Source organism: Mesorhizobium sp. CA13, assembly GCF_020165235.1.
In the GTDB taxonomy this organism is placed as follows: domain Bacteria; phylum Pseudomonadota; class Alphaproteobacteria; order Rhizobiales; family Rhizobiaceae; genus Mesorhizobium.
In genome coordinates this window covers 20012-36776 of the sequence record NZ_JAIUHS010000012.1, presented here as the reverse complement: position 1 = coordinate 36776, position 16765 = coordinate 20012, and the positions used below count along the sequence as shown (strand labels likewise).

16 protein-coding genes and 1 riboswitch are annotated in these 16765 nt (G+C 66.5%); of the genes, 13 read left to right on the top strand and 3 right to left on the bottom strand.

What is annotated here, in order from left to right; genetic code table 11:
• Window positions 1–2: 2 nt before the first annotated feature.
• Together LB566_RS23610 and LB566_RS23605 are read right to left on the bottom strand one after the other, a co-directional pair.
• On the bottom strand, window positions 3–584 hold the full coding sequence (locus LB566_RS23610) for a NuoB/complex I 20 kDa subunit family protein (RefSeq protein WP_140553622.1): 582 nt from the start codon (window positions 582–584) through the stop codon (window positions 3–5).
• Window positions 575–940 carry an NADH-quinone oxidoreductase subunit A gene (locus LB566_RS23605; RefSeq protein WP_140495575.1) on the bottom strand — a complete coding sequence of 122 codons (366 nt, stop codon included), beginning with the start codon at window positions 938–940 and terminating at the stop codon, window positions 575–577. Before LB566_RS23605 ends, LB566_RS23610 begins: the two co-directional genes overlap by 10 nt.
• Before the next feature lie 332 nt (window positions 941–1272).
• Here LB566_RS23605 and LB566_RS23600 point away from each other — a divergent pair, with 332 nt between their 5' ends.
• The 8 genes from LB566_RS23600 (at window position 1273) to LB566_RS23565 (ending at window position 11523) form a co-directional block, all read left to right on the top strand.
• Window positions 1273–2472: a winged helix-turn-helix domain-containing protein gene (locus LB566_RS23600; protein ID WP_224627737.1), complete on the top strand. Its 1200-nt coding sequence runs from the start codon at window positions 1273–1275 to the stop codon at window positions 2470–2472.
• A 29-nt stretch (window positions 2473–2501) separates the two neighbouring features.
• Window positions 2502–2706: riboswitch (cobalamin riboswitch) on the top strand.
• A 37-nt stretch (window positions 2707–2743) separates the two neighbouring features.
• Window positions 2744–3172 (top strand): DUF1636 family protein, encoded by a 429-nt coding sequence (locus LB566_RS23595; protein WP_224627735.1) that lies wholly within the window; start codon window positions 2744–2746, stop codon window positions 3170–3172.
• A 2-nt stretch (window positions 3173–3174) separates the two neighbouring features.
• On the top strand, window positions 3175–4227 hold the full coding sequence (gene cobW / locus LB566_RS23590; RefSeq protein ID WP_224627732.1) for a cobalamin biosynthesis protein CobW: 1053 nt from the start codon (window positions 3175–3177) through the stop codon (window positions 4225–4227).
• A gap of 16 nt (window positions 4228–4243) precedes the next feature.
• On the top strand, window positions 4244–7888 hold the full coding sequence (locus tag LB566_RS23585; RefSeq protein WP_224627730.1) for a cobaltochelatase subunit CobN: 3645 nt from the start codon (window positions 4244–4246) through the stop codon (window positions 7886–7888).
• Entirely contained in the window at window positions 7885–9360 is a 1476-nt protein-coding gene (gene cobG, locus LB566_RS23580) for a precorrin-3B synthase (RefSeq protein WP_224627728.1), read from the top strand. Before LB566_RS23585 ends, cobG begins: the two co-directional genes overlap by 4 nt.
• Before the next feature lie 2 nt (window positions 9361–9362).
• A complete protein-coding gene (locus tag LB566_RS23575; protein ID WP_224627726.1) occupies window positions 9363–9995 on the top strand; it encodes a precorrin-8X methylmutase in 633 nt (210 codons plus the stop codon).
• Window positions 9992–10762: a precorrin-2 C(20)-methyltransferase gene (locus LB566_RS23570; protein WP_224627722.1), complete on the top strand. Its 771-nt coding sequence runs from the start codon at window positions 9992–9994 to the stop codon at window positions 10760–10762. Before LB566_RS23575 ends, LB566_RS23570 begins: the two co-directional genes overlap by 4 nt.
• A complete protein-coding gene (locus LB566_RS23565; RefSeq protein WP_224627721.1) occupies window positions 10759–11523 on the top strand; it encodes a precorrin-3B C(17)-methyltransferase in 765 nt (254 codons plus the stop codon). The genes LB566_RS23570 and LB566_RS23565 overlap by 4 nt, the downstream gene beginning before the upstream one ends.
• On the opposite strand, the gene LB566_RS23560 is transcribed toward LB566_RS23565, so the two are convergent.
• A complete protein-coding gene (locus LB566_RS23560; protein ID WP_224627719.1) occupies window positions 11487–12251 on the bottom strand; it encodes a cobalt-precorrin-6A reductase in 765 nt (254 codons plus the stop codon). The two genes, LB566_RS23565 and LB566_RS23560, sit on opposite strands and share 37 nt — an antisense overlap.
• 1 nt (window position 12252) lies before the next feature.
• Here LB566_RS23560 and cbiE point away from each other — a divergent pair, with 1 nt between their 5' ends.
• The 5 genes from cbiE to LB566_RS23535 are packed head-to-tail and all read left to right on the top strand — an operon-like array spanning window position 12253 to window position 16763.
• Entirely contained in the window at window positions 12253–13494 is a 1242-nt protein-coding gene (gene cbiE / locus LB566_RS23555) for a precorrin-6y C5,15-methyltransferase (decarboxylating) subunit CbiE (RefSeq protein ID WP_224627717.1), read from the top strand.
• Window positions 13491–13877: a cobalamin biosynthesis protein gene (locus LB566_RS23550; RefSeq protein WP_140639114.1), complete on the top strand. Its 387-nt coding sequence runs from the start codon at window positions 13491–13493 to the stop codon at window positions 13875–13877. The genes cbiE and LB566_RS23550 overlap by 4 nt, the downstream gene beginning before the upstream one ends.
• Window positions 13874–14638 (top strand): precorrin-4 C(11)-methyltransferase, encoded by a 765-nt coding sequence (gene cobM, locus LB566_RS23545; protein WP_224627714.1) that lies wholly within the window; start codon window positions 13874–13876, stop codon window positions 14636–14638. The genes LB566_RS23550 and cobM overlap by 4 nt, the downstream gene beginning before the upstream one ends.
• Window positions 14635–15453 carry a uroporphyrinogen-III C-methyltransferase gene (gene cobA, locus LB566_RS23540; RefSeq protein ID WP_224627713.1) on the top strand — a complete coding sequence of 273 codons (819 nt, stop codon included), beginning with the start codon at window positions 14635–14637 and terminating at the stop codon, window positions 15451–15453. The genes cobM and cobA overlap by 4 nt, the downstream gene beginning before the upstream one ends.
• Complete coding sequence (locus tag LB566_RS23535) at window positions 15450–16763, top strand: cobyrinate a,c-diamide synthase (protein WP_224627711.1); 1314 nt, start codon at window positions 15450–15452, stop codon at window positions 16761–16763. The genes cobA and LB566_RS23535 overlap by 4 nt, the downstream gene beginning before the upstream one ends.
• The last annotated feature ends 2 nt before the right edge of the window (window positions 16764–16765 follow it).

Sequence of the window (16765 nt, the reverse complement as noted above, 5' to 3'; positions counted from 1 at the left end):
ATTTACCGTTCGATCGTGCCGGTGCGGCGGATCTTCTTCTGGAGCAGAAGAATGCCATAGAGCAGCGCTTCGGCGCTCGGCGGACAGCCGGGCACATAGATGTCGACCGGCACGATGCGGTCGCAGCCGCGCACTACCGAATAGGAATAGTGGTAATAGCCACCGCCATTGGCGCAGGAGCCCATCGAGATGACGTAGCGCGGCTCCGGCATCTGGTCGTAGACCTTGCGCAGCGCCGGAGCCATCTTGTTGGTCAGCGTGCCGGCAACGATCATGATGTCGGACTGGCGCGGAGACGCGCGAGGAGCAACACCGAACCGCTCCGAATCGTAGCGCGGCATCGAGGTGTGGATCATCTCGACGGCGCAGCAGGCGAGGCCGAAGGTCATGAACATCAGCGAGCCGCTGCGCGCCCAGGTGATCAGCGCTTCGGTCGAGGTGACGAGAAAGCCCTTGTCGGCGAGTTCGTCGTTGATCTCGAGGAAAAACGGATCATCGGACCCAACCGGCCTGCCGGTATTGGGATCGATCAGACCCTTGGGCTTCGGCGCGACGAGCGTGCCGGAACTGTCGCTCAATCCCATTCGAGCGCTCCTTTTTTCCATTCATAGGCAAAGCCGATGGTCAGCACCGCCAAAAACACCATCATCGACCAGAAACCGAGCATGCCGATTTTCGAGAAAGACACCGCCCACGGAAACAGGAAGGCCACTTCCAGGTCGAAGATGATGAACAGGATCGACACAAGGTAGAAGCGGATGTCGAACTTCATGCGGGCGTCATCGAACGAGTTGAACCCGCATTCGTAGGCGGAAAGCTTTTCCGGGTCGGGATTGCGATAGGCCACCAGGAACGGCGCCACGATAAGCGCAACGCCGACAGCCGCCGCCACTGCGATAAACAGGACGATGGGCAGGTACGAACTGAGAAGTGCGTTCATGCTGCGGCTTTCCGTTGGCGCCAATCCATTTTGATTACAGCACCAGACCCTATTGCGGAAGCGTGACAGTTTAACCGCTGAACCGTTTTAAGGGGCCTTTGCTGCAACGCGGCGAGGGTTAGCGCAGGGCTTCCGGCGAAGCAAGTCAAACCTTGTTCAAAACACCGGCCTGGACGGCATAAGGGAAGAAACTGGTCCGATCCGCTCTTGTTTGATTTCCTTCGCTTTTTACTCCACTTTTCTCTCCTGACAGAGTTGCCGCCAAAACCCTGCTAGCATCGCTGGAATCAACTGTCCGAACGACGCTCAACAAGCCTCAGAGTCGCATCCGAATGAAGGAAAAGATCTCGCTCGCCATGGCCCGGCGCATCGCGCTCGCCGCCCAAGGGTTCACTGATCCCCGCCCCGCCGGCACGCCCGACCGACGCCACTTCGCCCGTGTGCTCTCGCGTACCGGCCTGCTGCAGATCGATTCCGTCAGCGCTGTGGTGCGCGCTCATTATATGCCGCTCTATTCGCGCCTTGGCCCCTACCCGTTCACCTTGCTCGACAACGCCGCCGTCACGCGCAAGCGCACGGTGTTCGAGTACTGGGCCCACGAGGCCTCGTTCCTGCCGGTCGAGACCTACCCGTTGATGCGTTGGCGCATGCAGCGCGCCGAGCGCGGCGATGAAATGTACCTGGGACTGGCCAAATGGGGCCGTGAGCACGCCGCCTATATAGAAGAGATCTACCGCGAGGTCGCGGAGCGCGGTCCGATAGCTGCGTCCGCGCTCGAAGGCCAGAAAGGATCCGGCGGCTGGTGGGGCTGGAGCCACGCCAAGCATGCCTTCGAATGGCTGTTCTGGGCAGGACGCATCACCACCGCGCACCGCCGTGGCTTCGAACGCTTCTATGATCTGCCCGAGCGCGTGCTGCCGCAGGCAATCCTCGATCTGCCGGTGCCATCAGCCGAGGACGCGCATCGGGAATTGCTGCGGATCTCCGCCCGCGCCCATGGCGTCGCGACAGCAAGCGACCTGCGCGACTATTTCCGCCTGTCGCCGGCCGACATGAAGGGCCGGCTGGAGGAACTGGTTGAAACAGGCGAGCTGGTGCCGGTGCGTGTCGAGGGTTGGAACAAACCGGCTTACCTCCACAAGGAGGCCCGCATTCCCCGCAGGATCGAGGCCCGCGCCCTGCTGGCGCCGTTCGATCCGGTCGTCTTCGAGCGCTCGCGCACGGAGCGGCTGTTCGATTTTCACTACCGCATAGAAATCTACACCCCTGCCGAAAAGCGGCAATACGGCTATTACGTCCTGCCCTTCCTGCTCGGCGACAGGATCGTGGCGCGCGTCGACCTCAAGGCCGACCGGCCGGCCGGCGTGCTACGCGTCCACGCGGCCTATGCCGAGCCGAGCGCGCCGCCTGAGACCGCCGCGCAACTCTTCCAGGAATTGACGCAGATGCAGGGCTGGCTCGGCCTCGAACGGATTGAGGTTACGCCCGCCGGCGACCTTGGGCAGCCGCTCGCTGACATTGCCGTGTCGTAGACGCGCGTTGACACCGCCGCCTGCAAGAGCCTAAATCCCTTCCAGACGGTCTCCTCTCGGCAAAGGGAGGAGCCAAGAGGGAATGCGGTGCGAAATCTCGATTTCAAATCCGCGGCTGTCCCCGCAACTGTAAGCGACGAGCCAAGGCCGAAAACCACTGGGACGGTCCCGGGAAGGCGGCACGAAGGCGATGACCCGCGAGCCAGGAGACCTGCCGTCTGAGACATAAGAATCCGATCGCCCGGCGGGTTTTCCGGGCAAGGAGCCCGATTTGGAACGCGACAGCAGTTTCCCGGCTGAAACAGCGGACATTTTGTCTGGCGATAGCGACGCCTTGGCCGGCGTCACTGTCATCGTCTGCGCTTCCTGCCGCGACGAGACCGGTTCCGATGCCCATCCCCGCGCCGGCGAAGTTTTGGCTCAAGACACGCGCCAAGCCGCAACGGCCGACAATGTCCGCGTCCGCACGGTCGAATGCCTTGGCAACTGCAAGCGCCGCCTCAGTGCTGCGATCCTTCGCGACGGCTGCTGGAGTTATGTCTTCGGCGACCTGAACATCGCCAGTGGCGCCGACCTCGTCACCGGCGCGAAACTTTTCGCCACTTCGACCGACGGCCTTATCCCCTGGCGTGGCCGGCCCGATTCCCTCAAGCGCGGCCTCGTGGCCCGCATTCCACCCCTTGACCTGTTGAAGGACTGACCATGACCGCCGCAGTTTCCGCCGCCACTCTCTCCCGCGTCCCCTGTACCGTCGTCACCGGCTTCCTGGGTGCCGGCAAAACCACGCTGGTCCGCCACCTCCTGGAAAACGCGGGCGGCAAGCGTATCGCCATCATCGTCAACGAATTCGGCGACATCGGCATCGACGGCGAGATCCTCAAGGGCTGCGGCATCGACACCTGCCCGGAGGAAAACATCGTCGAACTGGCCAATGGCTGCATCTGCTGCACCGTCGCCGACGATTTTGTCCCGGCGCTCGACCAGATCCTGTCGCTGAGGCCGAAGGTCGACCACATCCTGATCGAAACCTCAGGCCTGGCTTTGCCGAAGCCGCTGGTCCAGGCCTTCCAGTGGCCGACGGTGAAGAGCCGCGTGACGGTCGACGGTGTGATCGCCGTGGTCGACGGTCCGGCATTGGCGGAGGGGCGCGTCGCCAACGACATGGACGCCCTGCGGGCGCAGCGCGCCGAGGATGAGAGCCTCGATCATGACGACCCGGTCGAGGAGGTGTTCGAGGACCAGATCGCCTGCGCCGACCTCATCATCCTGTCGAAGAGCGACCTGATGGATGCCGCAGGTTCGGCTCGCGCCAACGCCATCATTGGCGAACACTCCGCTCGCGCCGTGAAGGTTGTGCCGACGGCTCATGGCAAGGTCGATCCGTCCGTGCTGCTCGGGCTGGGCCTCGCCGTCGAGGACGACATCGAGAACCGCAAGTCCCATCATGACGGCGCCTTCGACCACGAGCATGACGACTTCGACACCTTCATCGTCGACATTCCCTCGATCGCCAACCCGGACGACCTGGCAAAGCGGGTCGCGACCGCCGCCGAACAGGAAAACGTGCTGCGGGTGAAAGGCTTCGTCGAGGTCGGCGGCAAGCCGATGCGGCTTTTGCTGCAGGCGGTCGGTCCGCGCGTCAATCATTACTACGACCGCGCCTGGACGGCTGACGACGACCGCCGCTCGCGCCTGGTCGTCATCGGCCTCAAGGGGCTGAACCGCCCGGCGATCGAGCATATCCTCGCCGGCTGACGCAACACCGATCGCGATGCACATCCTCGCCACCACATCCGCCTCGCTCGACGATCTCGCCGAGCCGGTCGATCTGCGGCAGACGCCGGCGGATATGGTGGCGCTGTCCTTCACCGACAGCGACCTAGCCGGACTGGCGGCGGCCTGGAAAGGCGACGCCGATCGGCTGCCCACGATGCGGCTGGCCGCGCTACGCGACCTGCGCCACCCCATGTCCGTCGACCTCTGGATCGACAGCGTCGCCCGTCACGCCAAAGTCGTCCTGGTGCGTATTCTCGGCGGTTACGAGTGGTGGCGCTACGGCTGCGACCAGTTGGCCGTGGTTGCCCGCGAGCGCGGCATAAAGCTGGCGCTGCTGCCCGGCGAGAGCCATGACGAGGATATCAGGCTGATCGAAGCCTCGACGCTGCCGCGCGAGGAACTGGACGGGCTGCTCAATTATTTCCGCGAGGGCGGCCCGGCCAATATGAGCGCGCTGGTGCGCCGGCTGGCGCGGTTGGCGGGATCGGATGCGGCGGTGGCCGAGCCCGTCAACGTGCCGAAGGCGGGTTACTACGAGCCGGGTCGCGGCGTCGTCCCCCTCCCGCTCGAGGGAAGGGTTCGGGCGCAGGCCGGGGGTGGGGTCGCCTCTGAAGTGCGCCGACTTAAAGAGGCGCGGAACCCAGTCGCACCGACCCCACCCGGCCCTGCGGGCCACCCTTCCCTCGATGGGGAGGGAAAGGTCGTGCCCATCCTCTTCTACCGCTCAATGCTGCTCGCCGCCGATGTCGCGCCGATCGACGCGCTTTTCGATGCGCTACGGCAGCGCGGCATGCTCCCCGTCCCCTTCTTTGTCTCCAGCCTTAAAGACCCGGAATCCCTGGCGTTTGTCGAGACCGCGATTGCCCAGCTCAAGCCCGCCGCCATCATCACGGCGACCGCCTTCGCTTCCGGCGCCGAACCCGGCGTCGAAACCCTCTTCGACCGCGCCGGCGTGCCCGTCTTCCAGGTCATCGTCGCCACCACCCGCCGCGACGTCTGGGAAACGAACCAGCGTGGGCTGGCGCCGGCCGACCTTGCCATGCATGTCGTGCTGCCCGAACTCGACGGCCGCATCCTCGCCGGCGCCATTTCGTTCAAGGGCGAAAGCGAGACCGACCCGGCGCTCGGCCACCGCGCCTTCGCCAACCGGCCGGAACCGGATCGTGTCGGGCAAGTGGCTGACCGTATGGCGGCGTTCATCACGCTGCAGGAGACGCCTCGTGCGGAACGCAAGCTTGCGATTCTGATCCCGGATTATCCCAGCGCGCCAGGCCGCACCGGCTATGCCGTTGGGCTGGATGTGCCCTCCAGTGTGCTGGCCATGCTGCAAGACCTGAAGGAACAGGGCTATGCGGTTGATGGGATTCCGAAGACGCCGCGGGAATTGCTGGATTTGCTGGAGTTGAGCAGCGACGGGCTGGAACTGGACGACTATCTCGACTTCTCAAGGGGGCTGCCGACAGCGGCAATCGCTGCGGTCGAAGCCGCATGGGGCAAAGCGGAAGACGAGACAGGTTTGCGCGAGGCGCCCCCCTCTGTCCTGCCGGACATCTCCCCCTCAAGGGGGGAGATTGAGCTGTCATCTCCGCTTTCGCCAATCTCCAACGTTAGAGAATGGGCAACGACGGCGAAGCCGCCAATCTCCCCCCTTGAGGGGGAGATGTCCGGTAGGACAGAGGGGGGCGCCTCGCGCCAACCTTCGCTATCAAGCAAAAAGCGCTTCCCCTTCCGCACCGCAACCTTCGGCAACATCACCGTGGCCCTCGCCCCGGATCGCGGCCGCTCGGCCGACCGCCGCGCCGACTATCACGACCCGACGCTGCCGCCGCGCCATGCGTTGCTCGCCTTCGGCCTGTGGCTGCGCAAATCGCTCGGCGTCCATGCGCTCATCCATGTCGGCGCGCATGGCACGCTGGAATGGCTGCCGGGCAAGACGGTTGCGCTTTCGCAAAGCTGCTTCCCCGAGATCGTCACCGGCCCCCTGCCCGTGATCTATCCCTTTATCGTCTCCAATCCTGGCGAGGCGGCGCAGGCGAAGCGGCGGATCGCCGCCGTCACGCTCGGCCATCTGCCGCCGCCGCTGACCGGCGCCGGATTGGACGAGAACCAGCACAGGCTCGAACGGCTGGTCGATGAATACGCCCAGGCCGACGGGCTCGACCGCCGCCGCCGCGACCGTCTGGCCAGGCTGATCGTCGAAACCGCGCAGACGACGGGCCTCGCCGCGGAGGCCGGCGTTGCCCGCACCGACGCGCCGGACGAGGCCCTGCGCCGCATCGATGCCTGGCTCTGCGACCTCAAGGATTTCGCCATCAAGGACGGGCTGCATGTCTACGGCCGCTCGCCCGAGGACGAGCCCGACCTTATGCGCCGGCAAAGCGCCAAGACCGAAAAGGCCGCCCTTCTCGACGCGCTCGACGGCCGCCACGTCACGGCAGGTCCGGCCGGCGCGCCCGCGCGCGGCCGCTCCGATGTTCTGCCCACCGGCCGCAACCTGTTCACATCGGACCCGCGTGCCATGCCGACGCCGACCGCTTATGAGATCGGCAAGGCCGCCGCCGAGGAAGTGGTGCGCGCCTATATGCAATCGCATGGCGACTGGCCGCGCTCGCTGGTGACGGACCTCTGGGGATCGGCGTCTTTGCGCACCGGCGGCGAGGAGATCGCTCAGGGGCTTTCGCTGATGGGCTGCCGGCCGCAATGGGACACTGCCACCGGCCGCGTCACCGGCATCGAGGTGTTGGCACCGGCAGCGCTTGGCCGCCCGCGCGTCGACGTCACCTGGCGCATATCGGGCCTGTTCCGCGACATGTTCCCGACCCAGATCGCGCTGATCGATGCCGCTGCCAACGCCGTTGCCGCCCGCGACGAAGACGATTGGGAAAATCCGCTCGCCGCAAGGACCCGCGCCGACGGCAAGATCAGCCCGCGCATCTTTGGCACCTCGCCCGGCACCTATGGCGCCGGCGTCGAGGAAATCCTGTCGAGCGGCGACTGGGTGGCGCGCGAGGAGATCGGCCGCGCCTATCTCGATGCCACATCGCACGCCTATGGCGGCGCGGGCGGTGAGGGGATCGCCGCGCCCGGCGCTTTCGAGAATCGCATCGCCGAAGCCGATCTTCTCGTCCACACCGGCGACGATCCCGGCCGTGACATTCTCGAAGGCTCCGCCGATGTCGCCTTTATCGGCGGCTTTTCAGCCGCTCTGGCAGCGCTTGGCAGGAATGCCGACGTCATCGTGCTGGACACGACGGATCCGCAAAGGCCGAAGCCGCGCTCGCTCTGTGAGGCCGTGACGCGCGTCGTGCGCGCCCGCGCCGTCAATGCCCGCTTCATAGCGGGCCAGATGCGTCACGGCCCGCGCGGCGCCTCGGAATTCGCCGAAACGGTCGACCGGCTGGTAGGCTTCGCCGAAACCACGCAGGCCATACCGGGTGCGCTGCTAGAGGCCGTGCATGATGCCTATCTTGGCGATGCGGACGTCCGCGCCTTCATCTTGCGCGAAAACCCGGCCGCCGCGAAGGCCATCGCCGAACGCCTCCTGTCGGCGCGCCGGCGGGGCCTGTGGCATCCCTTGCGCAATTCGATCGACGACGATCTCGCGGCACTGATTGCCGAAGCCCAAGGAGTGGCGGCATGAACGCCTACACGCGCCGCGGCGCCTGCCCGGCCCTTTCGGCGCCGATGCAGACCGGCGACGGCCTGCTGGTACGGCTCAACCCGGTCGCCGGAGGCCCATCTTCTGGCGGATTGTCGCCGAAACTTCTGATCGGGCTGGCAGAATCCGCCCTGCGGCACGGCAACGGCATCATGGAAGTGACAGCGCGCGGCAGCTTGCAAATACGCGGATTGACTGCGGAAAGTGCCACCCTGCTGGCGAAGGAAGTCGATGCACTGGGCATTGTGGTCCGCACTGGCGTACCAGTGGAGACCGGACCACTGGCTGGCATCGATCCGCATGAGGTCGCTGATCCTCTCCCTTTGGCGGAGCGGATCCGGGTGGCGACCGACGAAGCCGGGCTGGCGCAACGGCTGGGGCCGAAGGTTTCGGTGGTCGTCGACGGCGGCGGGCAACTGACGATGGATGCTGTTGTGGCAGATGTGCGGCTTGTTGCGGTGAGCGCTAATGCGGGTATCCGGTGGCGGGTTTCGGTTTCCGGTGACGGGCGGAGTGCAAGGCTGCTTGTCACAGTAGAAGACGATGCCGCGCGCGATATTGCCGTCGCTGCGCTCAGGATGGTCGCCGAGAAAGGCCGCGAGGCACACACACGGGATTTATCGGCGCGGCAGTTGGCCTCGCTCGCAAGCTGGCATTCTGTGGCGCCCCCCTCTGTCCTGCCGGACATCTCCCCCTCAAGGGGGGAGATCGGCAGCTTCGACGCTGTCTCCTCCTTAATAACGCTGGAGATTGGCGAAACCATCGGTGACAGCATAATCTCCCCCCTCGTGGGGGAGATGTCCGGCAGGACAGAGGGGGGCACCTCGCGCAAACCTATCGGCCTTTTCCCCTTAGCAGGCGACACTTTCACCCTCGGCATCGGCCTCCCCTACGGCAGCATGCCGGCGGACAAGATCATCGACCTCACAAAAAACGCCCTCACCCTCGGCACGTCAGAAATCCGCCTCGCCCCGCGCCGCGCCCTGCTCTTCCTCGGCCAGCCACCAGCCGCCAATCTCTCCCTCCAACACACCGCCGCCGCCCTCGGCTTCGTCACCTCTCCCACGGACCCGCGCACGCGCATCGCTGTTTGTCCCGGTGCGCCGGCTTGCGCCTCGGGTCGCATCGCCACGCGCGACATCGCCGAGGCGATCGCCACCGAAAACGCCGATAGTCTCGACTTCACCTTGCATGTTTCGGGCTGCGCCAAGGGTTGCGCGCATCCCGGCCCGGCGGCGCTCACGATAGTCGGCGGCGAAAATGGAGCCGGACTTGTCGTGAACGCGACGGCAAAGGCCCTTCCTGCCGGCTACAGGCCGGGCTATGACGCCGCGCGCGGCATCGGCCGCGTCGCGGCGACAATCCGCAGCGCACGCTATCAGGGCGAGACCGCCGCCGCCTGCCTGGCAAGGCTCGGGCCGGCGGCAATCGCAGAGGCTTATCGACAGGAATGACAATGGCCGCCTACGACTACATCCACGACGGCACGGCGATCTATGAACGCTCCTTTGCCATTATCCGCGCCGAGGCTGATCTCGCGCGCTTTTCCGAAGCAGAGGCCGATGTCGCCATCCGCATGATCCATGCCTGCGGCCAAGTGGAAGCCGCCAAGAATTTTGTCTTCTCCAGCGATTTCGTTGCCGCCGCACGGGCCGCGCTTGCCGCCGGCGCGCCGATCTTCTGCGACGCCGAAATGGTCTCGCACGGCGTCACCCGCGCCCGCTTGCCTGCCGGCAACGAGGTGATCTGCACGCTGCGCGATCCGCGCACGCATGAAATCGCCAGGACGATCGGCAACACCCGTTCTGCCGCCGCGATCGACCTGTGGGGCGAGCGCATGGCCGGTTCGGTCGTCGCCATCGGCAACGCGCCGACCGCACTCTTCTATCTCCTGGAAAAGCTGCGCGACGGTGCGCCGAAACCGGCCGCCATCATCGGCATGCCGGTGGGCTTCGTCGGTGCCGCCGAATCGAAGGACGCGCTGGCGCAGAATTCCTACGGCGTACCCTATGCGATCGTGCGCGGCAGGCTTGGCGGCAGCGCCATGACCGCGGCAGCCCTCAATTCCCTGGCGAGGCCCGGACTGTGAACGCGCTCCCCAAAACCGGCTCAAGGGGCCGCCTGGTCGGCGTCGGTACCGGTCCCGGTGACCCCGAACTGTTGACGCTGAAGGCCGCGCGTGCCCTGGCCGAGGCCGATGTGGTGGCGTATTTCGCCAAGCGCGGCAACAACAGCAATGCGCGCGCCATCGTCGAAACGCGCTTCCGGCCCGACATGCTGGAACTGCCGCTGCTCTATCCCGTGACCACGGAGATCGACAAGGATCACGACGACTACCGCGCGCAGATATCGGCCTTCTACGGGGAGTCCGCCGAGACCGTTGCCGGTCATCTGGATGCCGGTAGGATGGTCGCCGTGCTGTCGGAAGGCGATCCGCTCTTCTACGGCTCCTACATGCATCTGCATGTGCGCCTCGCCCATCGTTTTCCGACCGAGGTCATTCCCGGCGTTACCGCCATGTCGGGCTGCTGGTCGGCGACCGGCCTGCCGATCGTCCAGGGCGACGACGTGCTGACCGTGCTGCCGGGCACGATGAGCGAGTTCGAACTGACCCGGCGCCTCGCCGACACCGATGCCGCCGTCATCATGAAGGTCGGCCGCAACCTGCCCAAAATCCGACGGGCGCTGGAGGCCACCGGCAAGCTGACCCGCGCCGTCTATGTCGAGCGCGGCACCATGCCGGGCAGCGTCTCGATGCGGCTCGCCGACAAGCCGGACGACAAGGCGCCTTATTTCGCCATCGTGCTCGTCGCCGGCTGGTCCGGACGCCCCGTCGCGCCGGCGGGTGGCGCATGAGCGGCCGCCTCACCGTCATCGGGCTCGGACCCGGCAACGCCGATCAGGTGACGCCGCAAGCGAGCCAAGCCGTCTTCGAGGCAAACTACTTCTACGGCTACAAGCCCTATCTCGACCGGCTGGAATTGCGCCCGGACCAGACCCGCATCGCCTCCGACAATCGCGAAGAACTTGCCCGCTCCAACGAGGCGCTGGCGAAAGCGGCCGAAGGTCACCATGTCGCCGTCGTCTCCGGGGGCGATCCAGGCGTCTTCGCCATGGCGGCGGCCGTCTGCGAGGCGATCGAAGCCGGCCCCTCCGAATGGCGCGCCATCGACCTCGCAATCGTGCCTGGCGTCACCGCCATGCTCGCTGTCGCTGCCCGCATCGGGGCACCGCTCGGCCATGATTTCTGCGCCATCTCGCTGTCCGACAATCTGAAGCCATGGGACCTGATCGAACTGCGCCTGCTGGCGGCCGCCGGCGCCGGCTTCGTCATCGCGCTCTACAATCCGATCAGCAAGGCGCGCCCCTGGCAGCTTGGCCGCGCCTTCGAATGTCTGAAGGCCATTCTGCCTGGCACCACGCCCGTCATCTTCGGCCGCGCCGCAGGCCGGCCGGACGAGCGCATCGAGGTGTTCCTGCTGGCGGATGCCGATGCCGACAAGGCGGACATGGCAACCTGCATCATCATCGGCTCGCCGGAAACCCGGATCATCAGGCGCGGCGACAGGCCGGCGCTGGTCTACACGCCGCGCTCCGCGGCAGGCTCGACAAGATGATCGACCATGTTGGCAAGCTGGTCGACGGTCGCAGCCGAAGGAATCTCCGGCAGCGCAGGCCTGCGCACCATGACCACGTCGAGGCCGAGCCCCCGCGCCGCGGCGATCTTGCCATAGGTCGCCGCGCCGCCGCTGTTCTTGGACACGACGATGTCGATGCCGTTCCGTTCGAGCAGCGCGCGCTCCTCCGCCTCGCGAAACGGCCCGCGCGCCAACAGGTAGGTGGCATCGGGCACTGCCAGTTGCGGCTCAACCGGATCGACGCTGCGGATGAGATAGTGGTGCTGGGGCGCGGCCTCAAAAGCCGCGACCTCCTGCCGGCCGAGTGCCAGGAAAACACGGCGCGGCGCCGATCCAAGTGCTTGCACCGCATCCCCTGGCGTGTCGACCAGCGTCCAGCGATCACCCTCGACAGGCTCCCAGCCGGGACGACGCAGCGCGACGATCGGAATCCCGGCTATGCGCGCGGCTTGCGCCGCATTGGCGGAGATTCGCGCCGCGTAGGGATGCGTGGCGTCGATCAGCAGGTCCGTGCCCGTCTCCCTGAGATATGCGGCCAACCCTTCAGCACCGCCAAACCCTCCACTGCGCACCGGGACCCCCTGCGCCACCGGGCTTTCGGTGCGGCCCGCCAGCGACAGCATCACCGAGTGACCGGTGGCGGCCAGGCTTCCAGCCAGTTGCCGGGCTTCGGTGGTTCCGCCGAGGATCAGAATGCGGTGGGTCATCATGCCTGCTAAGGGTCCGCGCGGCGCCAAGCTCAACCAGAAATGGCTCACGATCGTCGGCATCGGCGAGGACGGTGTAGCGGGTCTCGGCGACGAGGCCAAGCAGCGGATTGCCGATGCGGAAATCATCTTCGGCGGCAAGCGGCATCTGGCGCTCGTCTCATCGTTCGCCAAGGGCGATCCGCGTCCCTGGCCGGTTCCTTTCGATACCGAGATGCACGACGTGCTGGCATTCGCCGGCAAGCCCGTCTGCGTCCTTGCTTCCGGCGATCCCTTTTTCCACGGCGTCGGCGTCACCCTCGCCCGCAAGGTCAAGCCGCGGGAGATGCATGTCATTCCCGCGCCGTCGGCCATTTCGCTGGCGGCCGCTCGCCTGGGCTGGGCGCTGCAGGACATCGAAACGGTCTCGCTGCATGGCCGCCCCATCGACCTGATCCGTCCATTGCTGCAACCCAACGCACGCATCCTGGCCCTGACATCCGATGCCGATGCACCAGTGGCGATCGCCCGTCTGCTCACCGAGCTTGATTTCGGCGCCTCGCGGCTGACGGTCCTGGAGGCGCTTGGCGGGTCAAAGGAGAACCTGCGCTCGGCCCGAGCCGATGCGTTCGACCTCGAAAACATCAATCCGCTCAATGTGCTGGCCATCGAAATCGAATCTGGTCCGGATGCGCGTATCCTGCCGCTGACATCAGGCCTCGCCGACCACCTGTTCGACCATGACGGCCAGATCACCAAGCATGACATCCGCGCCGTCACGCTCTCGGCGCTGGCGCCGAGGCGCGGCGAATTGCTGTGGGATATTGGCGCCGGCTCCGGTTCCATCGGCATCGAATGGATGCTCGCCCATCCTTCGATGCGCGCTGTTGCCATCGAAGCCGACCCGATCCGCGCCGCCCGCATCGGCCACAACGCTGCTGCCTGCGGCGTTCCCGGCCTCATCGTGGTGGAAGGCAGCGCACCCAAGGCGCTTGCAAGGCTCGAGACACCCGACGCCATTTTCATCGGCGGCGGCGGCAGCGATGCCGGCGTGCTGGCCGCCGCCATCAAGGCGCTGCGCTCGGGCGGCCGGCTCGTGGCCAATGCCGTGACGCTGGAAATGGAGACGCTGCTTCTTGCCCGTCATACCGAGCTCGGGGGCGATCTCACCCGCATCGCCATATCCCGCGCCGCGCCTGTCGGTTCGATGCAGGCCTGGCGGCCGGCGATGCCGGTCACCCAATGGAGTTGGATAAAGCCATGATGGTCGCGGGCATCGGCAGCCGAAAGGGCGTGAGCGTCGAGGACGTGCTTGCCGCGATAGAAACCGCGCTCGAAGCACATGGACTGGCGATGACGGCGCTCTCGTCGCTCGCCACCGCCACGCTCAAGAAAGACGAACAGGCGATCGCTGCCGCAGGTCGCACACTCAACCTTCCAGTCATCGTCGTCGATGAAGCAGTGCTTAAAGCAGCGTCGACGAAGGCGCTCAGCAACTCCAGCCTCTCGCAGGATCTGGCCGGCACAGCATCGGTTTCCGAAGCATCGGCGCTGGCCGTCGCCGGCGAAGGCGCCAGGCTGCTGGGACCCCGCACCGTGCTCGGACCGGTCACCTGCGCCATCGCCATCAGCGGAGACGCGGCATGACCGTGCATTTCATCGGCGCCGGCCCCGGCGCCGCCGACCTTATTACCCTACGCGGCGCGCGGCTGCTGGCAAGCTGCCCGGTCTGCCTCCATGCCGGTTCGATCGTGGCGCCGGAATTGCTGCAGCACTGCGCCCCGGGAACGAAGCTGATCGACACCGCGCCGATGTCGCTCGACGAGATCGAAGCCGAGTATCTGGCCGCCCACAAAGCCGGCCATGATGTCGCGCGGCTGCATTCCGGCGACCTGTCGGTGTGGAGCGCCGTCGCCGAACAGATCCGCCGGCTGGAGAAGCACGGCGTTCCCTACACGCTGACGCCGGGGGTCCCCTCTTTCGCTGCCGCGGCGGCTGCTCTGCGGCGCGAACTGACCATCCCTGAAGTTGCGCAGAGCCTGGTGCTGACCCGCGTCTCCGGCCGCGCTTCAAAAATGCCGCCTGGCGAAACGCTGGCCGGCTTCGGCCGCACCGGCGCCACGCTTGCCATTCATCTAGCCATCCACGCCGTCGATCGCGTCGTCGCCGAGCTGACGCCGCTCTATGGCGGCGATTGCCCGGTGGCGGTCGTCTTCCGTGCCTCTTGGCCGGACGAGCGCGTGCTGACCGGCACGCTGGAAACCATCGAGGCACAACTGGCCGTCGATCCGATGGAGCGCACGGCCATCATCTTCGTCGGCCGCTCGCTGGGGGCGGAAGGTTTTGGCGAGAGTTCATTGTACGACGCCCACTACCAAAGGCGTTTTCGCGGACGGGACGGATTGTGAGCGGCAGCACCAAAAACAACGGCGGAAACGCCCCGCTCCAACAGGCGCTTGCCCGGCTGAACTTCAAGCCGCGGACGCTTGAGCCCGGCCATGTCTGGCTCGTCGGCGCCGGCCCCGGCGACCCCGGCTGCCTGACGCTGGAAGTGCTGGCGGCGCTGAGTGAGGCGGATGCGCTGGTCTACGATGCGCTGGTCTCCTCGGACATCGTCGCGGTTGCCGAAAACGCCGAGCTTTTCTTTGCCGGCAAGCGCGGCGGAAAACCCTCGATGAAACAGGACGACATAACCGCCCTGCTGGTCCGGCTGGCGCGCCAGGGCCGCCGCGTCGTCAGGTTGAAGGGCGGCGATCCCTATATTTTCGGCCGTGGCGGCGAAGAGGCGCTGGCCCTGGCGCGGGAAAACATCCCGTTCCGCGTCCTGCCCGGCCTCACCTCGGGCCTCAGCGCGCTGGCCGCCACCGGCATCCCCGCCACCATGCGCGGCATCAACAAGGCGGTGATCCTGGCGACCGGCCATGCCGCCGGTACCGATGACGATCTCGACTGGGCCGCGATCGCGCGCACCGGCCAGCCTGTAGTGGTCTACATGGGCATGGCCAATCTGCCCGTAATATCGGCCGCACTGCTCGATGGCGGGCTGGCGCCGTCGACACCCGCCGCGGTAATCGTCGCCGCGACGACGCCGCAGGAACGCATTGTCGTCGCCACGCTGGCCACCATCGCCGAGAAAGCCGCCGCCGCCGGCCTGTCCGCGCCGGCGCTGATCGTCGTCGGCGGCATCGTCGCCATGCGCGCGGCACTGGCGGGTGGGGCATGACCGCTCGCGCGATCATCATCGGCGCGCCGCGCTCCGGCTCGGGCAAGACCAGCGTCACCATCGGTATTTTACGCGCACTCACCCGGCGCGGCCTGAAAGTGCGCGGCGCCAAGTCCGGTCCCGATTACATCGATCCCGGCTTCCACACCGCCGCCACCGGCCTGTCCGGCGTCAATCTCGACAGCTGGGCGATGTCGCCGTCGCTGCTCAACGCACTGGCCGTGAATGCCGCCGACGACGCCGATTTCGTCATCCTCGAAAGCGCCATGGGCCTGTTCGACGGCATTCCGGCCGCGCCTGGGCGCAGCGGTTCGGCGGCCGATCTGGCGCGGCTCTACGGCCTGCCCGTGCTGCTGGTGCTGGACGTTTCCGGTCAGTCGACCACGGCGGCGGCCGTCGCCAAGGGGTTCGCCACCTATGATCCGGATGTGCGCATGGCGGGCGTCGTGCTCAACCGGCTGGGCAGCGAGCGCCACCGCCGGCTGTCCGGCGACGCCGTCGAGGCGATCGGCCTGCCGGTCGTCGGCGCCATCCTGCGCGATCCCACGCTCAACTTGCCCGAGCGCCATCTCGGCCTCGTCCAGGCCGGCGAATATGATGACCTGATGGCGCATCTCGACCGGCTGGCCGACATGGCCGAAAAGTCGCTCGACCTTGACGCGATAATGCGGCTGGCGACCCCCCTCGCTCCTGCGAAAGGCGGCTTCGATGATGCGCTGCCGCCGCCCGGCCAGCGCATCGCACTTGCCGAGGATGCCGCCTTCACCTTCCTCTATCCGCACGTCGCGGCCTACTGGCGCAAGGCCGGCGCGGAGATCGTTCCGTTTTCGCCGCTCGCGGACGAGGCGCCTGAGGGCAGCTGCGACGTCTGCTGGCTGCCCGGCGGTTATCCCGAGCTTCACGCCGGCCGTCTCGCCGCCGCTGCGAATTTTCGGAGAGGAATGGCAAGGTTCGCCGGGACGAAGCCCATCCATGGTGAGTGCGGTGGCTTCATGGTGCTTGGCGAGGCCCTGGAAGATGCATCTGGCGAAACGCACAAAATGCTCGGCCTGCTCGGCCATTCAACCAGCTTCGCCAGGCGCAAGATGAACCTCGGCTATCGCGAAGCGCGGCTGCACGCCGACTGTCCGCTAGGCCCGCGGGGCGCGTTGATCCGCGGGCACGAATTCCACTATGCGCAGATGCTTGCTGCCGGCAATGACGAGCCCCTGGCCGACCTCGCCGACGGGCAAGGCAATCCGATCGGCGCCTCGGGCTACCGGCGCGGCCAAGTCAGCGGCACCTTCTTCCATGCCATCGCAAGGGGCTGAGG